The following is an 18,824-nucleotide window of genomic DNA, read 5'->3' as shown; positions in this document are numbered from 1 at the left end:
AGGCGCTATAACAGCGCCTTTTTAGTACAGTATTGTATAAATTACCAGATTTTAACTCTGTTTTCAGGTTTTACATACAATTTGTCACCTTCTTTGATACCAAATGCTTGGTAGAAAGTGTCAACGTTTTGTAGTGGTACATAAGCACGATAAATACCTGGAGCATGCGGGTCTGTTTTTACCTGGTTTTTAACCGCTTCGTCTCTCATTTTCGAACGCCAAATTGTTCCCCATGAAATGAAGAAACGTTGCTCCGGTGTAAACCCGTCAATGTCTGCTGGTCTTCCGTTTTTGTTTAAGTACAATTGTAAACCATCATAAGCAGCATTAACACCACCTAAATCCCCGATGTTTTCACCCAAAGTGAATTTACCATCCACGAAAGTTCCAGGAAGTGGTTCCAATGCAGAATATTGTGCAGCTAAAGCGCCTCCTAATCCAGTAAATTGTTTCAAATCATCCTCAGTCCACCAGTTGACTAAATTTCCGTCAGCGTTGTAGCGCGATCCAGAATCATCAAATCCGTGAGAAATTTCATGTCCTATTACTGCACCAATTCCTCCATAGTTAACCGCCTCATCAGCTTTGTAATCGTAAAATGGTGGCTGTAAAATTGCAGCTGGGAATACGATTTCGTTGTACGAAGGGTTATAATAAGCATTTACTGTTTGTGGAGACATTCCCCAACGAGTTTTGTCTACCGGCTTTTTAAGGTCAGCAACATTTTCGGCAAATCCCCAACGAGCAACATTTTTCATGTTGTCATAGTAGTTTCCTCCTTTGTCCAGAGCAATAATTTCTAGTTTTGAATAATCTTTCCATTTGTCAGGATATCCAATTTTTACAGTAGATTTTCGTAATTTTTCGATTGCACCTTTGCGTGTAGCTGGTGTCATCCAAGGTAAATTGTTAATACGGTTTTCAAAAGCAAGGAAAACATTGTCAATCATTGCTTTAGCTTTTTCTTTAGCTTCAGCTGGGAATTTTTTCTCAACATATAACTTTCCTAAAGCTTCTCCAACAGTTCCATTAACAACTTGTAAAGCTCTTTCCTCACGAGGACGTTGTTTTAAAGCGCCTGTCAATGTTTTGCTGTAGAATTCCCAATTGGCAGTTTCAATATCAGTGGTAAGTACACCTGTTGATTTATTAATTAAAGTCCAACGTAAATAGGCTTTCCAATCTTCTATTTTATTTGCTTTGAAAATATCTTCTAAAGCAGTCATATATTTTGGTTGAGAAACCACCAAAGAATCTACTTTCCCGATACCAATACCTTGTAAATAATTCTCCCAATTGACAGATGGAGTTAATTTTTGCAAATCAGCAACTGTCATAGGGTTATAGGTATTTCTTCGGTCACGACGTTGAACGCGATCCAAACGAGGGCGAGACATCTCAATCTCTAGCGCTAATACTTTTTCTGCATTTTTTTGAGCCACCTCCGGTTTTTCTCCTAAAAATGTTAGCATTCTAGCCACGTGAGCTACATATTTATCGCGTTTTTCTTTAGAATCTTTATCTTCGGATACATAGTAATCTCTGTCTGGTAGACCAACGCTTCCTAGTCCGATGTAAACTACATTTCGATTCGAATTTTTAGCATCCGGTCCAACACCGGCTGTATAGAACCCAATACCACCTTCCGGTGTCATTTCAGTAATTAAAGCATTGATGTCTTTGACTGATTTGATGGCATTGATCTTTGTTAAATACGGTTTTAAAGGTTTAATTCCTTTTTTATTTCTGGTAACAGTATCCATGTACGTTTTGTATACATTTACCGCTTTTGCTTGATCCGATTTAGGATCTAAATTTTTAGAAGCCGCTTCTTTTAAAATGGCCAAAACATCGTTATCTGTATTTTGACGTAATTCGTCAAAACTTCCCCAGCGGGTTTTGTCGGCAGGAATTTCGGTTTTTTCATACCAAGCACCGTTTACAAAACGGAAGAAATCATCACCGGGTTTTACAGAGCGATCCATTAAGCTAAGATCGATTCCAGGGTTTTTGGTGTTAAGTTTTTTGATATCCAGCTTGCTGTCTTGTGCATAACCTTGCGAAGCGGTGAAGCATAGTAAGGCCAATAAGCCAAATTGAGTTGGTCTTTTCATACTAATTTTTAATAATTCGTTTAACAGTACTTTGGTTGGCTGAAGTTATTTTTACGAAATAAATTCCGTTGGCAACAGCACTCAAGTCTAATGAGTATTCAAAATTTGAATTTGTTACATTTTTGCTGTTGAAAATTATTTTTCCGCTTAAATCGTAAACTTCCAATTTATCTATCGTTTTATTTCCGGAAGCTATCGAGAAAATACCATCAGAAGGATTTGGATAGATGCTAACATTCTGTAACTCAAAATCATCATTGGCAAGTGTTCCTTCAATTACAAAATCATCGACAACTACTCCTAATTGATTGGCACTTTCGTCGGTATGAAAAACAATTCTGAATATTACATTAGATTGCCCAACAAGGGTATTTAGCGGGTAAAAATAAGTTTTAAGCGTGTTGTCAGTTCCAGTCCATTGACCACCAGGACAATTGTTACAATCAGTGCCTGAAGTTGCAGGTGTTCTGTTGCTGTTGTACCAGTTGGCGCCTTGACTACCTAATAAGTTCCAATTTTGTCCAAAATTGGTAGAATATTGAACATAAACAACATCCCAATTGTTTTCTAAATTATAAGCTAATTTGAATTTAATTAAAGGGTTAGTTGCGTTCGTTAAATTGTAACATTGAGAAATCAGATAGGCTTTCGTATTGTCTGGATAATTTCCTGTAAAGTTGGTTGTATATACATTGTTAGTTCCGGTTGCTAATGCACCATTGGTATTTACACCTCTTTGCCATTGGCTTGAAGTACTTCCTTCAGTATACGTTAATAAATTTTCAGGAGTGGTTTCGAACGTGTTTACCAATCCAATTGTTCCAGAATCGTTCACGTAAAATTTGGTTTTCCCTTTGTTGTTGTCTGAATAAGCATCACTTACAATTGTTGAAGTAACATTCAGTGTATAAATACCTTTCGATGCAACGACGAAACTTGGAATTGTAATGGATTGCGTTGCTCCAGGTGCAATTGTACCGTTCCAAGTCAAATTTTGAGGTGTACCATTATATTCATAAGTAATATCTACACTAGAAACGGGATTTGTACCACTGTTTTTAACACTGATTTGTGGTGAAATAGTCCCATTACAGGTAATGCTTTCTGAAGGTGCATCAACTGAAACCAATTTCAAATCGTTGGCAGGTACTTCTACAGGTATTGGCGATTGCCAGATTCCTCTTCCGTAAGTTGCTGCTGTAATTGTATTGTCTTCGATGTTAATTTCTAAATCGGTTACCGGAACGTTCGGCAAATTAATATCGAAAGGTTCCCATTGCGACATAGAATCGTCACGGTAATACACACCAAGCGTGGTGCCCAAATAAAGTGGGTTAAGCGTGTTTCTTCCTTGATGTCTGATTACATTTTTTCCAATAGCTGGTAAATTGGTTGAGAAATTCGTGAATGTCGTACCGCCGTCAATCGATTTTTGAGCTTGTCCACCTGTGCCCGATGTAGTTAAATAGACAATGTTACTGTTTGAATAATTTACACAGATAGAGGTTATTGTAGAACCAGCTGTATACGTATTCACAAATGTTACTCCTCTGTCAGTACTCTTGTACAATCGGGTTCCATTAGAAACATACATTGTATTGTCATTACTTGGATCTACCGCAACCAATTCAATATCACCTGTTCCTATTGTACCCGTTGATTGTTGTGTCCATGCACTACCATTAAGTCGGTAAAGTCTACTGTAACCTGAAAAAATTTCTCCAGCAGAATTGGTCGCCAAAGGCGTTACCCAATTTCCTCCATCATCATTGGTTCCTTTTTCTGCAGCAGGAGCACTTACACTAGACGAGTTTGAATTTCCGGCATTGTTACTAATATACATTGTGCCGCCATATTGTATAAAACCATAGAATTTATTGCTGTCATTAGGATCAACACCAGTATCCATTCCATCGGCGCCATAATAATTTTTCCAAACACTACCACTGTAGGCATGTCCACCGTTATCTTGAAGTCCGCCCACTAATTTACCTGAAGATTGTTTCGAAACTGCTACTTTGTAGAATTGACTGATTTGTAATCCTGCAGTTAAGCTGGTAAAATTAACCCCACTATTAGAAGAAACATAAATCCCTCCATCTGTTCCGGCAAAAAGGCGATTCCCATAGAAACCCAAATAATGAATATCTGCGTGTGTATAACTTGCACTTGAAGGGGAACTCCAGTTATTTACTTTTACGGCTGTTGCACCACCATCGGTAGATTTCCAAACATTTAAGCATCCAGTAAACAATTCATCTGCATTGGTAGAAGATACGGCTAAAGCCAAATCATACCAAGATTGTGTTGATTCTAAAACATTAGTGGTTACATCGGTTTTTGTCCAAGTAGCCCCACTGTCAACGGAACGATAAATCCCTTGAAAACCATTTCCAGTAGTTGAACTTAAAATATAAATATAGTTTGAATTGGCAGGAGTAACATCCATTACTAGTCGTCCAGATGCTGCTGGTAAACCAGCCGCACCAGTGTTCATTGTAAAGGTTGCTCCCGTATCGGTACTTTTGTAAAAATTATCGCCATCTACAGCATATACTGTTGTGGGATCTGAAGGTTTTAATCGCAATGATCCTTGTGCGAAATTACCCGCTCTAACATTCGTCCATGAGGTACCTCCATTTGTTGTTCTGAAAATTCCTGAATTGGTAATGCACCAAAGAATTTGATTGTTTGTTGGATGGATAAATAAATCACCGGCTAGAGTTGTTCCTGAAAGCGCTCCAGTATTGGTCCAGGTTGTTCCTCCGTCTGTAGACTTAAATACTCCGGCAAAATTAGTATCACTTGAGTCTTTATCTCCTGTAGCAATATAAATTGTGTTTGGATTGGAATAATCTACAGCAATCCCCGAAACTCCAATTTGTGGTAAATTATCGGTTAGTACTGTCCATGTAGAACCATTGTTAGTCGATTTCCAAAGGCCACCCGCTGGCGCACCAATATATATCGTGCTAGGATTTGATGGGTCTACGCAAATGAAATTTACGCGGCCTTGACCAGAAGACCATGATCCTGTATTGGTATGTGTGAAAGGTCCAGTTGGAGTCCAGTTGCTTGTTGGTAATGCAAGACGAGCATTTTTGGAATTGTTTTTTTGCACCCAAGCCTTCCAAAGATCTTCCGAAGACATCAAAGTGCCATCTTCTTTAACTAGATTCTGCCAATAGTTTTCCCAACGTTTGAATGGCTTATGTCCAGAGCCTTTTGTATTATGATCTTTGTCTTCCCAATAGGTATTAAAAGCGGATACAATATCGTTAAATGTTTGTTCTTTTTTTGCGGTGCTATTTGGTTGCATCCAAGGAGCTTTGTCATTGTATTGTGAAAAGCCGGAGAATGAACCTAAAATAATTAGGGTTAACTGGTAGATTTTTTTCATTTTGGTTTAGTTTTGCCAAAAATAAAAATGTTTTGTTGTAATAGGAAAATTTTAACATTGTTTTTTCTTACAACAAAGAAACTAAGCCATTGATTTTTAATATTTTTGATAAAAATTCATTTGAATGACTTCTCAATTAAGAAAATACAAGACCTTTATTGTAACGTTAAGTTTGCTTTCAATTCTTTGTATCGTCCTATTTTATTTTGTTTTAAAACCTAAAAAAACCCTGCCAATTTACACTCCGTCAATGGTAAATCCAGAATTGGTAGATACAACGATCCAGCATATTGCGAACGAACATTATATTGCAGATTTTTCATTCCTTAATCAAAATGGAAAGAAAATCACCCAAACGGATTATGAAGGTAAAATCTATGTAGCTGATTTCTTTTTTACCACTTGCCCCACTATTTGTCCGAGAATGACTAACAATATGGCGTGGCTCCAGGATCAGATTAAAAATAATCCAAAAGTAATGTTGCTTTCCCATTCTGTAACCCCAGATATTGATAGTGTACCAGTATTAAAAGAATATGCGCAAAGAAATGGAGTACTTGACGCAAAATGGAATTTGGTTACTGGAGATAAAAAGGACATTTATTACATAGCCCGAAAATCGTATTTAGCTGTAAAAACGGGTAGACCAGAAGAAATGTACGATATGGTGCATACCGAAAATTTTGTTTTAGTAGATCAGAAAAGACGCGTTCGTGGATTTTATGACGGTACTAAAAAAGAAGAGGTTGAGAAGCTATTGCAAGACATTCAATTTTTAGCTGAAAAAGAATAATTTCAGTTGTTTGATATTTATCATATTTAGAATCGTTTTAATTAGTACTTTTGCAATCTTAATTCAATCTAAATAAGTGGAAGTTAATTTAGCACAACTACAAATTGGCCAAAAAGGAATCATACTGGATTTTGACATCGATTTAGTTCCTTTAAAATTATTGGAAATGGGTTGCTTGCCTGGAAACGAGGTGCAATTACTTCAAGTGGCTCCTTTCGGTGATCCTTTGTATTTGAATGTCAATGACTCTCATTTAGCAATACGTATTGAAACGGCTAAAGCTATTATAGTGCAAATTCCTAATGAAAACCTATAATGAAAGTTGGGAATATTAACATAGCACTTATTGGTAATCCTAATGTGGGAAAAACTTCGGTGTTTAATCAACTGACAGGCTTAAATCAACAAGTAGGAAACTATCCCGGAATTACCGTTGAAAAAAAAGTTGGCGTTTGTAAATTGGCCTCCAATCTTAAAGCAACTATTCTTGATTTACCAGGAACCTACAGTTTGAATGCAAGTTCTTTGGACGAAAATGTGGTAATCGAATTATTGCTCAACAAAAACGATAAAGACTATCCAGATGTGGCCATTGTGGTTACCGAAGTCGAGAATCTGAAGCGAAATTTACTGCTTTTTACTCAAATAAAAGACTTGGAAATCCCTACCATTTTAGTGATTAATATGGCTGATAGAATGTCCTACAAAGGGATTGAATTGGACATTCCATACCTTGAAAAAATACTAAAAACCAAAATTGCTCTTACCAGTTCTAGAAAAAAAGAAGGTATTGAAGATTTGAAAAACCTTATCATCAATTATAAAAACTTACCAACCGAACCTTGTTTGAATGCTTCGGAAATTGATCCGGTTTATTTTGGTAATCTTCGCAAAGCTTTCCCAAATCAGTTGTTGTATAAACTTTGGTTGGTAATTACACAGGATGTCAATTTTGTAAATTTAGACCGAAAAGAATTACCCAATCCTTCGTTTACCAAATCGAAAGACGAATTAAAAAGATTGCAGCATAAAGAAACGATTAAACGCTATCAGTTTATCAACGAAGTACTCAAAAATGGACAAACCATCAACACAAGTACGGCCAAAGATCTTCGCAGTAAGTTGGACCGTATTCTGATGCATAAAGTGTATGGTTATTTGATTTTCTTCGGAATTTTAATGCTTATTTTTCAATCCATTTTCGATTGGTCGAGTGTTCCGATGGATTTTATTGACGGTAGTTTTGCAACGCTTAGTTCTTACGCTAAAAATAATCTTCCGCCAGGAATATTAACCGACTTAATTGCCGAAGGGATCATACCTGGATTGGGTGGTATCGTCATCTTTATTCCGCAAATTGCCTTCTTGTTTCTCTTTATTTCTGTATTGGAAGAAAGTGGTTATATGAGTCGCGTGGTGTTTTTGATGGATAAAATCATGCGCCGATTCGGACTTAGTGGTAAAAGTGTGGTGCCTTTAATTTCGGGTACAGCTTGTGCTATTCCGGCGATTATGGCCGCCCGAAACATTGAAAACTGGAAGGAAAGATTAATCACTATTTTGGTAACACCTTTCACTACATGTTCGGCAAGATTACCCGTATATGCTATTCTGATTTCATTAATCATTCCTGATAGACGATTGTTTGGTATATTTAATCTGCAAGGATTGACATTAATGACGCTTTACATGTTAGGTTTCGGTATGGCGATTTTTTCAGCCTATATTCTGAACAAAGTTCTCAGAATTAAATCCAACAGTTATTTTGTTGTTGAGATGCCAGGCTATAAAGTGCCAATGTTTAAAAATGTGGCCATTAACGTTATAGAAAAAACTAAATCTTTCGTTTTTGGTGCCGGAAAAATCATATTGGCTTTGTCTGTTATTCTTTGGTTTTTAGGTTCCCATGGCCCTGATGCTACGTTTCATAACGCCGAAAAAATTATAGCGACCCAATTGCAAAATAAAAAAATTAGTGGTGATAAAGACGACTTAGTGGCTTCTTATAAATTGGAAAATTCATACATCGGAATTGTGGGTAAAAGTATTGAACCTGTTATTAAACCTTTGGGTTACGATTGGAAAATTGGAATTGCCGTAGTAAGTTCTTTCGCTGCACGTGAAGTTTTTGTGGGTACGCTAGCTACAATTTATAGTGTGGGAAGTCATTCAGATGAAGAGACAACCATAAAAAAGAAAATGGCAGCTGAAGTGCATCCGGTAACTGGAGATAAAATTTTCAATTTCGCTACAGGTATGTCGTTGCTGTTGTTCTATGCTTTTGCGATGCAGTGTATTTCGACTTTGGCGATTACTAAAAAAGAAACAAACTCATGGCAATGGCCAATGGTTCAGCTGTTCTTTATGAGTGGATTTGCTTATGTTGTCTGTCTTATCGCCTATCAATTACTAAAATGATACAACAAATTATTGCTTTTGGACTTTTAGCAATAGCCATTGCTTTTTTGGTTAAGAAATTCTTTTTCAAAAAGAAGAAGAAGAACGATAAGAATTGCGGCAACGATTGCGGTTGTCACTAATAAATTAATTGAATATAATAATCTTTCGGATCAATTTGCTGATCTTGTTTCGGGTAAGGAGAGATGCCAATTTCTTTTAAAGGCGTTTTGCTTTCCGGTAAATGTTTGACAAACCATTCAATTACTTGTTTTTCTTTATTGGGCGTTATTGTTAATTGGGTCTGTTCAATTAATTTTCCGTTTTCGAAGGCTGCCGCTTCAAAGGTGATCTCGCCTGCCCAAATGCATTGCACTCCTTGTGGGCATCTTGAGTCATTGATGACTTTTACCAATACAATTTCCTTGTCTTTTTTTGAATCTAGTTTCTGGTTGATAATGTTGTCGTTTTGTGCAGTGGCACACCCGGCAAGTAATAAAGCGCTTGTAAAAAATTGTAAATACTTTTTCATAGAATGTTTTTTTATGCAATCATAAATGATTCACAAATTACACTTTTTTTACAAAAAGGTTGGCGGCTATTTTATTGGAAATCATCAGTTCTTTGTGACTGACTCTTATTCGTAATGACAAATCAAAGCTTTCTTTGGAAAGTACTTCAATTTTAGAACCTAAAGCAATTTCCTGTTTGTCCAAATACTGTAAAAATTCTGAAGAAGTGTCTTTTACTCCCACACAAACGCCTATTTGTTTTTCGGATAACTCGGAAAGCAATTGTTTTTCTACTTTAACAATCATTCCGTCGGCATTAGGGATGGGGTCGCCGTGCGGATCTTCTGTCGGATAGTTCAAAAACTCATCCAATTTATTGATTAACTTTTCTGATTTGATGTGTTCCAATTGTTCTGCAATATCATGTACTTCATCCCATGGAAAATCCAACTTGTCTACTAAAAATACTTCCCACAATCGATGTTTTCTGACAATCATTTTGGCCGAATGCAATCCTTTTTCGGTTAACGAAACGCCTTGGTATTTTTTGTAATTGACCAAATTCTTATCCGCTAATTTTTTTAGCATATCGGTTACCGATGATGCCTTCGTTTCCATCTTTTCGGCAATCGCATTGGTACTGATTTCCGAATCGAGTAGCGTCGTCAAATGGTATATGGTTTTTAGATAATTCTCCTCTGAAAATGTCATGCTTTACTTCTTTACTATGAACAAAGGTATAGAAATTTGATGGCGTAAACGATCAACAGTCGTTCCAAAAAGTAAATCGCTTAGGCCGGTATGACCGTGAGTTCCCATTACCAAAACATCAAAAGTACCTTCGTTGATAATCTTTGAAATGGCTTTGTTCGGTTTGCCGAAGCCTAAAATGGTATTCACATGGAAACCTTTTTCAGTAAGCATTTGTTTGTATTCTTCCAATAGTTTTTCATCTATAGAGGTTTCGCAGTCTTCTATATGTTCACCATACATCATGGCTCCAACGGTTTCAACAACATGAATTAACGAATATTGTGCTTCTTTTCCACCCAATTCAAATGCTTGATTGATTGCCGCTTCGTCAGCATTGGAGAAGTCAACCAAAATAGCAATGTCTTTTTTTGAATTACTGGCTGATGGCGAAAAATGTAATTTTAAATTATGCGGCGAATGATTGAGTAGGTCGGTTTTGGATTTTGATATAAAGGGTTTGAATACGATGTACAAAAGCAATAGTAAAAAACCAATTGCTAAAGGAACTACAGTAAACCAAAGTATTGTTGGGTTTTCCGAAGATTCTAATAAACCAACAATTTCCGAAAACACCAATTTAGCATTCAATGAAACGATAATAGTGGCAATTATCCATGCAGCAATTTGAGTTGGTTTACTAATGTGAAATCCTTTCATCTTGGATTTGTCACTCACAAAATGGATTAATGGTATAATTGCAAAACCTAATTGTAAACTTAAAATTACCTGACTCAGAATAAGTAGCTTACCGGTTACACTTTCTCCGAAAATTGATATGACAATGACAGCGGGTACTATTGCAATTAATCGGGTTAAAATGCGTCGAACCCAAGGTTGAATTCGAAGATTTAGATAGCCTTCCATAATAATTTGCCCGGCGAGTGTTCCTGTAATTGTCGAACTCTGTCCCGCTGCAATCAAGGCAACCGCAAATAAAACAGGCGCCCATTTGGTTCCCAACAATGGCGCTAATAATTGATGCGCATCCTGTATTTCAGCGACTTCAAAATAACCGTTTTTATGGAATGTAGCGGCAGCCAAAATTAAAATGGCAGCATTCACAAAAAAGGCCAAATTCAACGCAATGGTAGAATCAATAAAGTTGTATTTTAACGCTTGTTTGATACCTTGTTTACTACGATCAAATTTTCGGGTTTGTACCAAAGAAGAATGCAAATACAAGTTGTGCGGCATCACAGTAGCTCCAATAATTCCAATAGCAATGTATAAGGCAGTATCATTTGGAATAGAAGGAACCAAACCGGAAATAATTTTGCCTACTTCAGGTTGTGCAAATATCATCTCAAATACAAATGAAAAACCGATGATGGCTACCAAGGCAATAATGAAAGCTTCCATTTTTCGGATGCCTTTGTTGATCAAAAACAACAACAAGAAAGTGTCTAAAACGGTGATGAAAACGCCATTGATAAGCGAAATGTCAAACAATAAGTTCAAACCGATGGCCATCCCTAATACTTCTGCCAAATCACAGGCCGCAATAGCTATTTCTGCTAAAAAGTACAAAATGTAATTGACAAACTTGGAATAGGTTTCCCTAGAGGCCTGCGCTAAATCACGCTGCGTTACAATTCCTAATCGAGCACTTAAACTTTGTAAAAGCAATGCCATGATGTTACTCATCAATAAAACCCAAAGTAAAGCATAACCAAACTGACTACCGCCAGCTAAATCGGTCGCCCAGTTCCCCGGATCCATATAGCCCACACTTATTAAGTAGGCTGGACCAAAAAAGGCTAGTATTTTTCTAAATAGGGAAGTTTTATTTTGTGTCGAAACCGATTCGTGTACTTCTTCTAACGATTTACTCATTTCTTTTATAATTGGTTAAGGCAAATTTAATTAAAATATTTGCTTTCTAAAATTTAATTTTTAGCTTTGTCTAAAAATTAATTTAAATATATAAAAATCACAATTGTGAAAAAGCTAATTATAGTTGTAGGAATCCTTTTGTGCAACTTATTGAACGCACAAAGCGTTAAAGGAACGGTGTCGTCGGATGGAATAACTTTTGAAAATGTTGTCATTACTCTTGATAAAATAAAAAAGGTAAAAACAGATAGTGAAGGGAACTATGTGTTCGAAAATGTAAGCCTTGGAAACCACGAAATCAGTGTGGTTTTTGAAAGCTTTCAAAGTCAGAAAAAGAAAATTGAAATTAAGGATACAATAGGTTTAACGGTAAACTTCGATTTGATTCCACAAAAACAGAAACAAAACGAACTAGATGAAGTTGTGGTAACCGGAACGCTTAAACCGGTAAGCCGATTGGAAAGTGCAGTTCCTGTAGAAGTGTATAAGCCTTCATTTTTTAAAAAAAATCCAACAGCAAATATCTTTGAAGCGCTTCAAAATGTAAATGGTGTTCGTCCACAGCTCAATTGCAATGTGTGTAATACGGGCGATATTCATATCAACGGTTTGGAAGGACCTTATACCTTGGTTCTAATTGACGGAATGCCAATTGTGAGTGGATTGTCAACAGTGTATGGATTATCAGGTATCCCTAATTCACTATTGGAAAGAATCGAAGTCGTAAAAGGTCCTGCATCTTCGTTGTATGGTAGTGAAGCCGTTGGAGGATTAATCAATATCATTACTAAAAACCCTAAAAATGCTCCTTCTTTTGCCATCGACGGTTTTTCTACGAGTTGGGGTGAAGCCAATTTAGATTTAGGCTTGAAGGCAAATATTGGAAAGGAAATTTCGGTTCTTACGGGAGTGAATTACTTCAACTATTCAAAACCAATCGATAACAATGACGATAATTTTACCGATGTAACTTTGCAAGACAGAATATCGGTTTTTCAAAAATGGAACTTCAACCGAAAAAGCAAAAAGCTATTCTCTATGGCTGGACGTTACTTTTATGAAGACCGCTGGGGTGGAGAAATGCAATGGAGAAAAAAACACCGAGGTGGGAATGAAGTCTATGGAGAAAGTATTTACACAAGCCGCTATGAAATCTTAGGGGCGTATGAACTGCCGGTAAAAGAAAAACTACTATTTTCATTCTCGTATACAGACCACGATCAAAATTCGGTCTACGGAACCACTCCCTATTTAGCGAAACAAAAAATCGGTTTTAGTCAACTAACGTGGGATAAAAAAATAAAAAAACATGATTTCCTTTTCGGAACGGCAATCCGTTACCAATTGTACGATGACAATACTCCGGCTACCGTGAAAAAAGATGAAACATGGATTCCGAGTCTCTTCGCTCAGGATGAAATTAAACTGGCAGAAAAACATAGTGTATTATTAGGTACTCGTTACGATTACAACAACAATCACGGTAACATTTTTACGCCCCGATTGGCTTATAAATGGAAGAAAAATGACAATACTATTTTTAGATTCAATGCCGGAACGGGTTTCCGTGTGGTGAATTTGTTTACCGAAGAGCACGCAGCACTTACAGGTTCTCGTGAAGTAATTGTTTTGGAAGATTTAAAACCGGAACGTTCCTACAATGCCAACCTGAACTTTCTGAAGAAGTTCTACTTGAACGACGGTAGTTTCATCGGTTGGGAAACGACAGCTTGGTATACGTATTTTACCAATTCAATCATCCCGGATTATGATACCAATCCAAATCAGATCATTTACAAAAACTTAGATGGTTTCGCTGTTACGCAGGGAATCAGTACCAATATCGATATGGTGTTTACCAACGGACTCAAATTCATCCTGGGAGCTACTTTTATGGATGTCAATAAAACGGAAAACGACGTAAAAACACGTCAGATTTTAACCGAAAGATTCACCGGTACTTGGTCGGTTTCGTATCGTATTCCGAATTTTTATTTAGACATCGATTATACCGGAAATGTTTACGGACCAATGCGTTTACCTCATTTAGGTGAAAACGATCCAAGAAAAAAATATTCTCCGGTATGGAGTATTCAAAACATTCAGTTTACATTTAATAAGTTGAAGAATTGCGAGGTATATTTCGGAGTGAAAAACTTGTTGAATTGGACACCAAACAAAGGAAATCCTTTCATCATTGCCGGAGCAGATGATCCATTCGATGAAGATGTACAGCCAGGCGAACTGAGCTTCGATCCGGGTTATGTGTACGGCCCCAATCAAGGCATCCGAAGCTTTTTAGGTGTGCGATATACTTTAAAATAATGAAAAATTGTTGCATCATACTATTGTTTTTGTTGGCCTGGACAGGATTCGGGCAAATAAAAACGCATACTTTTCAGGAAGTCGAAGCATTGAACAAAACAACACCAAAACCGACTTTGGTTTTTATACATACTTCTTGGTGTAAGTACTGTAAAATGATGGAAAATAGTACCTTCAAAAATCCGGAAGTAATGCAACTGTTAAATGACAGCTTTTATTTTGTTTCGCTCAATGCGGAGGAAAAATCAGACATCACTTTTCTCAAGCATACGTTTCGGTTTAAACCGTCAGGTAAAAATACCGGAGTACATGAATTGGCCACTGAATTGGCTACGATGAATAATGAAATAGTGTATCCGACAATGGTTGTCCTCGCTGGCGATTATTCCATACTTTTTCAGAAGCATTCCTTCACTAATGCAAAAGAATTGATAACAATACTACAAAAGCTCAAATAATTTTTACATTTTATCGGCATTGCATCGACTAATTCTTAAATTTGCGTTCTTATAAAATTTAAGTCATGTTACAAATCGCAGTTATTAGAGAAAAAAGGGAAGAAGTGATTAAAGCGTTGGCCAAAAGAAATTTTGATGCAACCGCTATAGTTGATTCTGTAATTGCATTAGACGAAAAACGTCGTGCAACACAAGTGGAATTGGATAACATTTTAGCCGAATCTAATAAACTGTCCAAAGACATTGGCGCTTTAATGAAATCGGGGGAAAAAGCAAAAGCCGAAATCCTAAAAGAAAAATCAACGCAGTACCGTGAAAAAGGAAAAGAACTTTCGGAAGTGTTGAATGCGGTTTCTGAAGAATTAACGCTAGAATTATACAAATTACCCAATACACCGGCTGCTATCGTTCCGGAAGGAAAAACAGCAGACGATAACATCAATGTATTCGAAGAAGGTGAAATCCCGGTATTGCACGAAGGCGCACAACCACACTGGGAACTGATCAAAAAATACGATATCATCGATTTTGAATTGGGAACCAAAATTACAGCTCCAGGTTTTCCTGTGTATAAAGGAAAAGGCGCCAAGTTACAACGAGCGCTGATTGCTTATTTCTTAGATAAAAATACAGAAGCTGGTTACGAAGAAGTACAAGTACCACACTTGGTTAACGAAGCTTCGGCTTATGGTACAGGACAATTGCCGGACAAAGACGGACAAATGTACCACGATGCCAAAGATGATTTGTATTTAATCCCTACGGCTGAAGTTCCGGTAACAAACATCTACCGTGATGTTATCTTACAGGAAAGCGAATTGCCGGTAACTGTTACAGGATATACGCCGTGTTTCCGTCGTGAAGCTGGTTCTTGGGGAGCACACGTTCGTGGATTGAACCGTTTGCACCAATTCGATAAAGTGGAAATCGTTCGCATCGAACATCCGGATAAATCACACGAAGCCTTAGATGGTATGGTGGAGCACGTAAAAGGAATCATGCGCGAATTGAAATTACCATTCCGTATCTTACGTTTATGTGGTGGCGACATGGGATTTGCTTCGGCTTTGACATATGATTTCGAAGTATTCTCAACAGCACAGGATCGTTGGTTGGAAATTTCATCAGTATCTAACTTTGAAACTTTCCAAGCCAATCGCTTGAAATTACGCTTCAAAGGAAAAGATGGAAAAACACAATTGGCACATACATTAAACGGAAGCTCATTAGCATTGCCTCGTGTATTAGCCGGAATCATTGAAAATTATCAAACGCCGGAAGGAATCGTTATCCCTGAAGTGTTACGCAAATACACTGGTTTCGATATCATCAACTAGAAGTTTAACGAAAACATAAAATGTACTAAAGTGGCAAAATTATTGCTACCTTAGTACATTGTTTTTTTATACCCATGAGAAATACTGTTCAAATCGTAGTGTTGCTAGTAAGCGGAATCGCTTTTGGACAAACGTATACTGTTACTCCTCCTAAAGACGGAAATCCTCAAGCGCACATGCAACAACAAGGTGGCGGTAACGAGTTTCTGGCACAAAATTATTTTGACCGTGGCGAGTTCGATAAAGCCATTCTGATTTACGAAGACTTGATTCGTTCTCAACCCAATAACCACCAGTTTTTTCAAAGACAAATCGTCTGCTATCAGCAACTCAAAGAGTTTGTGAAAGCCGAAAATGCCATTAAAACGAAATTAGATAGAACAAAAGCACCGCAATTCTACGTAGAGTTGGGGTACAACTACCAATTGCAAAACCAATTGGACAAAGCACAAAAAAATTACAAACTGGCACTCGATAAAATCCAAGAAAATCCAAGTCATGTTTATGGTGTAGCGCGCGAATTTGAAAACAAAGTGCTCATTGCTCAGGCGATTGAAGCCTATACCTTGGCGCAACAATTGAATCCAAACAATAACTTCGATTACCAAATTGCGCTCCTGCAAGGCCAACTTGGTAAATTCGATTTGATGATTGATGCACTAATCGATTACGGTTATAAGTATCCCAATAACTTACTATTGGTACAAAACCAACTCAACCGATTCCTTGCCGAAGACCATAGTAAAGTATTTGCTGACTACCTGCGCAAGGCATTGTTAGTAAGAACACAAAAAAATCAAGACTTGTTCTGGAATCAATTCATGAGCTGGTTTTTTGTACAGCAAAAAGAATTCGGAAAAGCATTCATTCAGGAAAAAGCAATCTTCAAACGCAATCCGGATAATTTCAGCAACATTCTAAACTTAGCTCGCCTGGCTTCAGACGAAAAAGAAAAAGAAATCGAAAAGGAAATTTTAGAATTTGTCTTGGCCAATACACAAGATCGAGGTATTCTTATCGGGGTAAATCATGCCCTGCTGAAAATGGATATCGAAAATGCAACTCCAGCCGAATACCCACAGCTTTCTCTTCGAATCAATCAACTGTTGGAACAGTACGGAATGTCAGGAAACACCTTACCGTTGCAACTCCTCAAAGCGCACTTCGATGCCTTTTATCTGAAACAGTTCGAATCGGCAAAAACAATACTTACTCAAGCATTAGATTTGCCTTTGGATTTATACCAAAAGGCAGAAATCAAACTGGAATTAGCCGATGTTTTATTGCTCAATGAAAAATTCAACCAAGCCATTATTTACTACGCTCAGGTAGAGGAAGAATTGGCCAATGACGAAATCGGCCATCAGGCTAGCTTGAAAATGGCCAAAGCAAGTTATTATAAAGGCGATTTTGAATGGGCGCAGCAACAGTTCAAAGTATTGAAATCGTCTACGTCACAATTAATCGCTAACGATGCCATGCAATTGTTTTTGTTAATCTCGGATAATACGGTGGAAGATTCCACACAAGTGGCTTTGAAAAAATTTGCAAGAGCCGATTTCTTAACGTATCAAAATAAAAATGCTGAAGCATTGGAACAATTCAAGGCTATTTTGGAACAACATAAAGAACAAGCTATAGAAGATGAAACGCTGTTGCAAATCGGTAAAATTTACGAAAAGCAAAACAACTACCAACAGGCGTTAACCTTCTACCAACAAATCATCGACAAACACGCTGAAGATATTTATATTGATGAAGCCTTGTTCTTCTCTGCTGAGATTTACAGAAAACAGCTACAGGATAATGAAAAAGCAAAGAGTTTGTACGAGAAAATCTTGTTCAATCATCAAGATAGTATTTACTTTGTAGACGCTAGGAACAACTTCCGAAAATTAAGAGGAGACACTAATTTATAAATAGACTGGCTTAGACTAACTTAGACATCTTGGAAAAAGAATAGATTGAAAGAATCTACTATTCTAACAATCTAAGAAGTCTAACAATCTAAGAAGTCTAAGAAGTCTAAGAATCTAAGAAGTCTAACAATCTAAGAAGTCTAATAATCGAAAAGAAATGATAATCTATAACGTTACAATAAACATCCACGAAAGTGTTCACGACCAATGGATGAACTGGATGCAAAACAAACACATCGCAGATGTGTTGGCTACTGGAAAATTCTCAGCAGCTCGAATGGTCAAAGTATTAGTGGAAGAAGAAATGGGAGGCGTTACGTATTCCATCCAATATACAACCGACAGCAAAGAAATGTTGCAACGCTACTACGACGAAGACGCCGATCGCTTGCGAATGGAAGGACTGCAACTTTTTGGTGATAAAATGCTAGCCTTCCGAACAGAGCTGGAACTAATTTCAGAGCATTAATAAAAGACAGTTAGACTTACTTAGACTACTAAGATTTATGTATAATTTCTAAGGAGTCTAACAATCTAAGAAGTCTAACAATCTAACAATCTAAGAAGTCTAAAAATCCAAACAATGCATAACAAGCTATCAGATTCTAAAGTGAATGTAAGAGGTCAATTGAGTGTCAACATTCCGGTTGCCCTAATAATCTGCTTTTCACTTGTTGTTTTCTCTATGTTCATGCAATATAGGATAGCAGTTCTGTTGGGGTCAGCTATAGGATGGCTCTATTGGAAATACGCTACACCAAAATGGATAAAATGGGCACACTCCAATGGCGTTGAGGCAGAACGAATTGCCGCAATCGGAAAACGCGGTTTCCTCGTTTGGAACAAACAATACGTAATTGATGTTATCGAAGGCAATAAAAAGCCTTGGTTCTAATTCTGACTTACTGTCTTTAGATTACTAGAAAGTCTAATAGTCAAAAAAGTCTAAAAATCTAAGAAGTCTAAGCAGTCTAAAAATCTAA

Annotated in this window: 15 protein-coding genes; 10 read left to right on the top strand and 5 right to left on the bottom strand. The window is 37.1% G+C overall.

The window, feature by feature from the left end:
• Positions 1-41: 41 nt before the first annotated feature.
• Entirely contained in the window at positions 42-2,114 is a 2,073-nt protein-coding gene (locus tag ACS8MM_RS12615) for a M13 family metallopeptidase (RefSeq protein WP_379717466.1), read from the bottom strand.
• 1 nt (position 2,115) lies between these two features.
• Positions 2,116-5,514 carry a T9SS type A sorting domain-containing protein gene (locus ACS8MM_RS12610; RefSeq protein ID WP_379717464.1) on the bottom strand — a complete coding sequence of 1,133 codons (3,399 nt, stop codon included), beginning with the start codon at positions 5,512-5,514 and terminating at the stop codon, positions 2,116-2,118.
• Positions 5,515-5,638: 124 nt separating this feature from the next.
• Between ACS8MM_RS12610 and ACS8MM_RS12605 the strand changes: the two genes are divergently transcribed.
• The 4 genes from ACS8MM_RS12605 to ACS8MM_RS12590 all read left to right on the top strand — a co-directional run bounded on the left by ACS8MM_RS12605 (position 5,639) and on the right by ACS8MM_RS12590 (position 8,847).
• Entirely contained in the window at positions 5,639-6,307 is a 669-nt protein-coding gene (locus tag ACS8MM_RS12605; RefSeq protein ID WP_379717462.1) for an SCO family protein, read from the top strand.
• A gap of 76 nt (positions 6,308-6,383) precedes the next feature.
• The gene (locus tag ACS8MM_RS12600) at positions 6,384-6,623 is read left to right on the top strand and encodes a FeoA family protein (protein ID WP_379717460.1); all 240 of its coding nucleotides are present in this window, start codon (positions 6,384-6,386) and stop codon (positions 6,621-6,623) included.
• Entirely contained in the window at positions 6,623-8,725 is a 2,103-nt protein-coding gene (feoB, locus tag ACS8MM_RS12595) for a ferrous iron transport protein B (RefSeq protein ID WP_379717458.1), read from the top strand. The genes ACS8MM_RS12600 and feoB overlap by 1 nt, the downstream gene beginning before the upstream one ends.
• Positions 8,641-8,847 carry a FeoB-associated Cys-rich membrane protein gene (locus ACS8MM_RS12590; protein ID WP_379717456.1) on the top strand — a complete coding sequence of 69 codons (207 nt, stop codon included), beginning with the start codon at positions 8,641-8,643 and terminating at the stop codon, positions 8,845-8,847. The genes feoB and ACS8MM_RS12590 overlap by 85 nt, the downstream gene beginning before the upstream one ends.
• Here ACS8MM_RS12590 and ACS8MM_RS12585 read toward each other — a convergent pair.
• Genes ACS8MM_RS12585 through ACS8MM_RS12575 form a run of 3 tightly spaced genes read right to left on the bottom strand, consistent with a single transcriptional unit; the run spans position 8,844 to position 11,802 of the window.
• Positions 8,844-9,236, bottom strand: coding sequence for a lipoprotein (locus ACS8MM_RS12585; protein ID WP_379717454.1), 393 nt, complete (start codon positions 9,234-9,236; stop codon positions 8,844-8,846). The genes ACS8MM_RS12590 and ACS8MM_RS12585 overlap by 4 nt on opposite strands.
• 37 nt (positions 9,237-9,273) lie before the next feature.
• Complete coding sequence (locus ACS8MM_RS12580) at positions 9,274-9,927, bottom strand: metal-dependent transcriptional regulator (protein WP_379717452.1); 654 nt, start codon at positions 9,925-9,927, stop codon at positions 9,274-9,276.
• Between the two features lie 3 nt (positions 9,928-9,930).
• A complete protein-coding gene (locus ACS8MM_RS12575; RefSeq protein WP_379717450.1) occupies positions 9,931-11,802 on the bottom strand; it encodes an Nramp family divalent metal transporter in 1,872 nt (623 codons plus the stop codon).
• Positions 11,803-11,907: 105 nt separating this feature from the next.
• On the opposite strand from ACS8MM_RS12575, the gene ACS8MM_RS12570 reads away from it, so the two are divergent.
• From ACS8MM_RS12570 to ACS8MM_RS12545, 6 genes are all read left to right on the top strand, one after another.
• Entirely contained in the window at positions 11,908-14,127 is a 2,220-nt protein-coding gene (locus ACS8MM_RS12570) for a TonB-dependent receptor (protein ID WP_379717448.1), read from the top strand.
• Positions 14,127-14,585, top strand: a complete 459-nt coding sequence (locus tag ACS8MM_RS12565) for a thioredoxin family protein (RefSeq protein ID WP_379717446.1) — start codon at positions 14,127-14,129, stop codon at positions 14,583-14,585. Before ACS8MM_RS12570 ends, ACS8MM_RS12565 begins: the two co-directional genes overlap by 1 nt.
• 65 nt (positions 14,586-14,650) lie before the next feature.
• Complete coding sequence (gene serS / locus ACS8MM_RS12560; RefSeq protein ID WP_379717444.1) at positions 14,651-15,922, top strand: serine--tRNA ligase; 1,272 nt, start codon at positions 14,651-14,653, stop codon at positions 15,920-15,922.
• 74 nt (positions 15,923-15,996) lie between these two features.
• Positions 15,997-17,841 carry a tetratricopeptide repeat protein gene (locus ACS8MM_RS12555; RefSeq protein WP_379717442.1) on the top strand — a complete coding sequence of 615 codons (1,845 nt, stop codon included), beginning with the start codon at positions 15,997-15,999 and terminating at the stop codon, positions 17,839-17,841.
• Between the two features lie 157 nt (positions 17,842-17,998).
• On the top strand, positions 17,999-18,310 hold the full coding sequence (locus tag ACS8MM_RS12550; RefSeq protein WP_379717440.1) for a DUF4286 family protein: 312 nt from the start codon (positions 17,999-18,001) through the stop codon (positions 18,308-18,310).
• Positions 18,311-18,424: 114 nt separating this feature from the next.
• Positions 18,425-18,736: a hypothetical protein gene (locus tag ACS8MM_RS12545; RefSeq protein WP_379717438.1), complete on the top strand. Its 312-nt coding sequence runs from the start codon at positions 18,425-18,427 to the stop codon at positions 18,734-18,736.
• The last annotated feature ends 88 nt before the right edge of the window (positions 18,737-18,824 follow it).

Origin of the sequence: Flavobacterium sp. MAHUQ-57, from assembly GCF_051908335.1 — a bacterium.
Taxonomy (GTDB): Bacteria; Bacteroidota; Bacteroidia; order Flavobacteriales; family Flavobacteriaceae; genus Flavobacterium.
This window is presented reverse-complemented; position numbering and strand designations above follow the sequence as displayed.

What these genes read in the sequence shown, in the direction of transcription:
- ACS8MM_RS12550 (WP_379717440.1), top strand. Translation starts at nt 17,999, where the DNA reads ATGATAATCTATAACGTTACAATAAACATCCACGAAAGTGTTCACGAC.
- ACS8MM_RS12615 (WP_379717466.1), bottom strand. Translation starts at nt 2,114, where the DNA reads ATGAAAAGACCAACTCAATTTGGCTTATTGGCCTTACTATGCTTCACC.
- ACS8MM_RS12585 (WP_379717454.1), bottom strand. Translation starts at nt 9,236, where the DNA reads ATGAAAAAGTATTTACAATTTTTTACAAGCGCTTTATTACTTGCCGGG.
- ACS8MM_RS12565 (WP_379717446.1), top strand. Translation starts at nt 14,127, where the DNA reads ATGAAAAATTGTTGCATCATACTATTGTTTTTGTTGGCCTGGACAGGA.
- ACS8MM_RS12545 (WP_379717438.1), top strand. Translation starts at nt 18,425, where the DNA reads ATGCATAACAAGCTATCAGATTCTAAAGTGAATGTAAGAGGTCAATTG.
- ACS8MM_RS12590 (WP_379717456.1), top strand. Translation starts at nt 8,641, where the DNA reads ATGGCAATGGCCAATGGTTCAGCTGTTCTTTATGAGTGGATTTGCTTA.
- ACS8MM_RS12610 (WP_379717464.1), bottom strand. Translation starts at nt 5,514, where the DNA reads ATGAAAAAAATCTACCAGTTAACCCTAATTATTTTAGGTTCATTCTCC.
- ACS8MM_RS12605 (WP_379717462.1), top strand. Translation starts at nt 5,639, where the DNA reads ATGACTTCTCAATTAAGAAAATACAAGACCTTTATTGTAACGTTAAGT.
- ACS8MM_RS12580 (WP_379717452.1), bottom strand. Translation starts at nt 9,927, where the DNA reads ATGACATTTTCAGAGGAGAATTATCTAAAAACCATATACCATTTGACG.
- ACS8MM_RS12555 (WP_379717442.1), top strand. Translation starts at nt 15,997, where the DNA reads ATGAGAAATACTGTTCAAATCGTAGTGTTGCTAGTAAGCGGAATCGCT.
- serS (WP_379717444.1), top strand. Translation starts at nt 14,651, where the DNA reads ATGTTACAAATCGCAGTTATTAGAGAAAAAAGGGAAGAAGTGATTAAA.
- feoB (WP_379717458.1), top strand. Translation starts at nt 6,623, where the DNA reads ATGAAAGTTGGGAATATTAACATAGCACTTATTGGTAATCCTAATGTG.
- ACS8MM_RS12575 (WP_379717450.1), bottom strand. Translation starts at nt 11,802, where the DNA reads ATGAGTAAATCGTTAGAAGAAGTACACGAATCGGTTTCGACACAAAAT.